3 protein-coding genes are annotated in these 4,479 nt (G+C 72.1%); 2 read left to right on the top strand and 1 reads right to left on the bottom strand.

Annotated features, from left to right (window positions below; translation table 11 throughout):
- A partial coding sequence (locus tag K6I34_RS32425; RefSeq protein ID WP_229331615.1) for an SUKH-4 family immunity protein occupies positions 1–1,003 on the top strand: 1,003 nt, incomplete at its 5' end.
- A 113-nt stretch (positions 1,004–1,116) separates the two neighbouring features.
- Positions 1,117–2,016, top strand: a complete 900-nt coding sequence (locus K6I34_RS32420; protein WP_229331614.1) for a cellulose-binding protein — start codon at positions 1,117–1,119, stop codon at positions 2,014–2,016.
- Positions 2,017–2,352: 336 nt separating this feature from the next.
- On the opposite strand, the gene K6I34_RS32415 is transcribed toward K6I34_RS32420, so the two are convergent.
- Positions 2,353–4,098, bottom strand: a complete 1,746-nt coding sequence (locus K6I34_RS32415) for a lytic transglycosylase domain-containing protein (protein WP_229331613.1) — start codon at positions 4,096–4,098, stop codon at positions 2,353–2,355.
- Positions 4,099–4,479 lie beyond the last annotated feature (381 nt).

The following is a 4,479-nucleotide window of genomic DNA, read 5'->3' as shown; positions in this document are numbered from 1 at the left end:
CGGCTACCCCCAGCCCCCCACCGGTGTGCCGCTCGTCGGGCCCGGCTACATGGCCGTACTGCGCTACCGCGCGCACGACGGGTCCGAGCAGCAGCTCATCCGGCGCAGCGCGCCCGGGCTGCCGCACCCCGAGTGGCAGATCCTGCACGAGCTGCGCGCGATGAACGTGCCGCCGCAGCAGGTGCTGGAGCTGCACACGGAGCTGGAGTCCTGCGATCTGCCGGGCGGTTACTGCGCCCGGATGGTGCGCGAGACCTGGCCGCAGGTGCGTATCAGCCACACGGCCGCGTACGGCCGTGACCACGCGTCCCGGCAGCAGGGCATGCGGCACCTGATTGAGCATCAGGGCGAGCTGCACCAGGTCGCCGACGGCCCGGCGCGGCCCGCCCCGGTGCGGGCGCCGCTGTCGCAGCCGCAGCAGCTGCCGCCGGTCGGCCCGGATGTGACGGGACGTGAGCTGGCGGAGTCGTTCGGCCCGCAGGGCGTGTTCCGGTTCGAGCAGCGCGCGGTGTCGCGGCAGGGCGTCCCGGACGTCGTGGCGCAGACGCTCGTGTGGGCCGGACTGCCCATGGACATGGGCCCGTTCTTCTGGGGCCAGACCCAGCCGGGCCGCCCGGTGCCGACGCTCGCGGAGCTCGCGGCGGAGCGCGGGGTGCGTCCGGCGCCGGACGCGGGGTCGTACCTTGTGATGGGCAGCGACTACGGCCGACAGCTGTGTGTGCAGTACGGCACCGCGCACATCGTCGCCGTACCTCTGGAGGCGGGCCCGGACGGGGGTTCCGTGCCACCGCAGTTCGTCAACACGAGCCTTCCCCAGTTCGTACGCTCTTTGGCGTTGCTCGGGAAGATGTGGCGCTGGCGCTACGGCCTGACGCCGGAGCAGGCCGGGCGCTGGACCGTGGACTTTCAGGAGCAGTTGGCGGCTCTGGACCCCGCGGCGATGTCTTCCCCCGAGAACTGGTGGGCCGTATTGGTGGAGCAGATGTGGGACGGTCTCTTCTAGGGGCCGGCCGACGTGTCGGTCTCCGGCGCAGTGCGTCGTCCAGGAATGATGTGCGGGGGGACCGCATCGCATGACCGGCCGTCCGGCTGTCCGGGAAACGAGGGGCTTCGAGGATGAGTGCATCGGTATCTCCTGACGGTTTCACCGTGGTGCGGGGCCGTGGCTACCGCCCCGATCAGGTCGACCGCACGCTCGCCGGGCTCGCGCGGCGGCGGGACGAGGCGTGGGAGCGCGCGGCGCGGCTCACCGTGCTCGCGCGCGACATGGAGAACGAGGTCGCGCGCCTGCAGCAGCTCGTGGAGCAGCTGCCGCCGCAGACGTACGAGTCGCTGGGGCACCGTGCGCAGGGCCTGCTCTACACGGCGCAGGCCGAGGCCACGGGCCTGCGCGAGCGCGCGGAGGCCTTCGCCGTGGAGGCCATGGAGGCCGCCGAGGTCCACGCCCGCGAGGCGCGGGACGCGGCCCTGGCGTACGCGACGGACGTACGGGCCGAGTCGGAGGAGTGGGCCCGGCAGGCCGCGCTGGCCGCGGAGTCGGTCGCCGACGACGTACGGGCCACGGCCCGGCGCGACGCGAAGGCGCGGCGCGCGGAGTCGGTGGCCGCGCTCAAGGAGATGCGGGAGCGGACCGCCGACGCGCTCGCCGTCCAGGAGAAGGACCACGCGGAGCGCTGGGACGTGGCGGGCCGGGAGATCGCCGAGCGCGAGGCGGCGCTGGACGTCCGGATCGCCTCGATGGAGGAGTACGGGCGCAATGCGCTCGCCGAGGCCCAGCGCCGCTACGCGGAGGCGGAGGAGGCCGCTCGGCACGGCCAGGAGGACGCGGAGGCCCAGGGCTCCGCGCTGCTCGCCCAGGCGCGGGTGCGGGAGGAACGCATCATGCGGGAGACGGAGCGGGTGCTCCGTGAACACGCCGAGCGGCGGGAGGAGCTGCGCTCGCACATGGCGCATGTGCGGCACAGTCTCGCTGCGCTGACCGGCAAGCCGGTCACGGAGGACGCGCCGGGCACGTGACCGCTGCCCTTCGCCCCGCCGTCGTCGGCTCTCCCACCGTGACCGCCTGCGGCGGGAGCGGCCTGCGGCCGCGTCCTCAAACGCCGGACGGGCTGGGTGGAGGTTGCTGTGGGGGGAGGGTTTTCCTGGGGGCTGCGCCCCCAGCCCCCGCTTCGGGGGCTCCGCCCCTCGACCCCGCGGGCTGAGGCCGACCGACAAGGCGCGCTCCATCAGGGGCGCGGGGAACTGCGCGACAAGCCCCCACCGACTTGTGGCCGCGCGCGGAGCGCAAGACGCACCCCGGTAGGCGCAACCGACCGCGGCGGGGAGCGGGGGCGGGAGTCCGCCCCCGCCTGATCACTTCTTCCGTGCGGCAGGCGCGCTCGGCGTCGCCGACGCCGAAGGCGTCGCCGGGGTCGCCCCAGGTGTCGTCGTCACCTCCGGCTGCTCCACCCTCAGCGGCAGCAGCAGTTTCTTCCCGTCCGCCGTCGTGATGCGGAGCATGAACGATCCGACCTTCGCGTCCGTGAACAGCTTCGGGAGTGCGACCAGGCCCTTGTCGTCCGTCTGGCCGAGGGCGATCGTGTGGACCTTCGCCCCTGTCGCGTCCTTGAAGTACGGGCCGTCCGGCATGTCCGTCTTCCCGTCGACCGCCGTCACCGTGGCCGTCAGCGCGACGCCCGCGAGCGCCTTGCCCCTGCCGAGGGCCTCGATCTGGAGGTTCTCGGCGAAGGAGGCGTTCGGGGCGGCGACGATGGCCTTGTCGCCGTCGGCGCGCTTGAGCGTGTCCACCGGGACCGGCTTGACGGTCGCCGCGTAGTCGACGCTCAGGGCATCGATGTTCTCGACCTTGGCGCGCACGGTGAACGTGCCCACCTGGTCGCCCGCCAGGATCGCCGGTGCCGACGCCGTGCCGTCCTTGTCCGTCGTCGTGGTGAAGACGGTGCCCTTGCCGGGGAAGCGGGCCCCGGTCTTGCCGATGATCTCGAAGCGGACGCGCGTGCCCTTCGTCGGCTTCCCGGCGCTCGTGGTGGTCCGTACGGACGCCTGCTGGGTGAAGGTGTCGCCCGTGACGGCCTCCCACTCCCCGCCCCCGAGCCGCGTGATGCGGGCCGTGGTCGGCGCGGGCGGCGTCGGCTTGTCGCCGTTGTTGCCACCGCCACCACCGGGCTTCTGGCCACCCCCGCCCGGCTGCGACGGCCGGGAGGGCTGCGACGGCTGAGTCGGCTGAGATGGCTGGGACGGCCGCGATGGCGTTGGCGTCGTCGGCATCGTACTCGGCGGCGGCATCGAACCGGGCCGGGTCGGCGAGCCCGTGGCGGGCACGTCCGGCAGCTCGGCGACGCCGCTCTGGTACGCCCTCATCCACTCCGTGACGGCTTTGACGTACTCACTGGAGTTGTTGTAGCTGAGGATGGCCTTCCGCAGATCGTCCGACCTGCCCATGTCCTTGCCGCCCTCGCACAGATAGCGCGCGGTGGCGACGGACGCGTCGTAGATGTTGTTGGGGTTCTTGTAGCCCCCGTTGCCGTCCTTGCCGATCTGCTTCCACGTGGACGGTATGAACTGCATCGGGCCGACGGCCCGGTCGTAGTCCTTGTCGCCGTCCCAGAAGCCGCCGTCCGTGTCCTTGACGAGCGCGAACTCCTTGCCCGTCAGCTGTGGGCCGAGGATCGGCTTGTCGGTGGTGCCGTCGGCGGTCAGGTGGGTGCCGTAGATGGTGCCGTGGTCCGACTCCACCTTGCCGATGCCCGCGATGAGCTGCCAGGGGATGTGGCAGTTCGGCAGCTCCTTCTTCGCCGTCTCCTCCGCCTTGCGGTACGCGTCCAGGGCGATGGCGGGGATGCCGGTCTGTCCGTCAGGTCTGTTGTCGCCGGGGGTCCCGGGCGCGCCCGGGCCGTGCGGCTTGAGGTCGGGCAGCGTGAGGTTGGGGGTGCCGTGCGGCTTCCCCTGCGGGGTCTCGGAGCCGGGTGTGGGCTCGTCGGCGTCGGCCGTGTTGTGCGGCGGGCTGACGCCGACCGCGGCGGTCAGGCTCGCGACGAGCAGGGCCGTGCACAGGCCCTGCCGGGACACGCTGGCTGCGCGCGTGGGAAGTATCTTCACGGGCTGCTTCCTTCGAAGGACCGGGGACCTGCGGCCGGTTCGAAGGGGGTAGCACGATGTCCCCCTCGACCATCAACCCGAACACTAATTCTCTCTGACCGCAAATGTCTTGCCGCGGGCCGGGCTTCACGTATTCTCCGCGCTTCGTTCCCCCCAATGCGATCGAATAATGTCGCTTTTCTTGCGTTACGCCCGCATATATATGGTTGTCGCCCCCGACGTGAGGACCAGACGCGCCCTCACATCCCCTAGGGGTCCCGGCGCTCCGTCTCCTCCTCGCCCCAGGGCCGCGTTCGTCCCGCAGCAGGAGGTTCGGGGGCCGATCGATTCCTAGCCTTTTCCATGGACGACCGCGGGGGCGGCCGAAGCGCCGCCGAGGGG

The sequence above is a fragment of the Streptomyces sp. UNOC14_S4 genome (genome assembly GCF_020740835.1).
In the GTDB taxonomy this organism is placed as follows: domain Bacteria; phylum Actinomycetota; class Actinomycetes; order Streptomycetales; family Streptomycetaceae; genus Streptomyces.
This window is presented reverse-complemented; position numbering and strand designations above follow the sequence as displayed.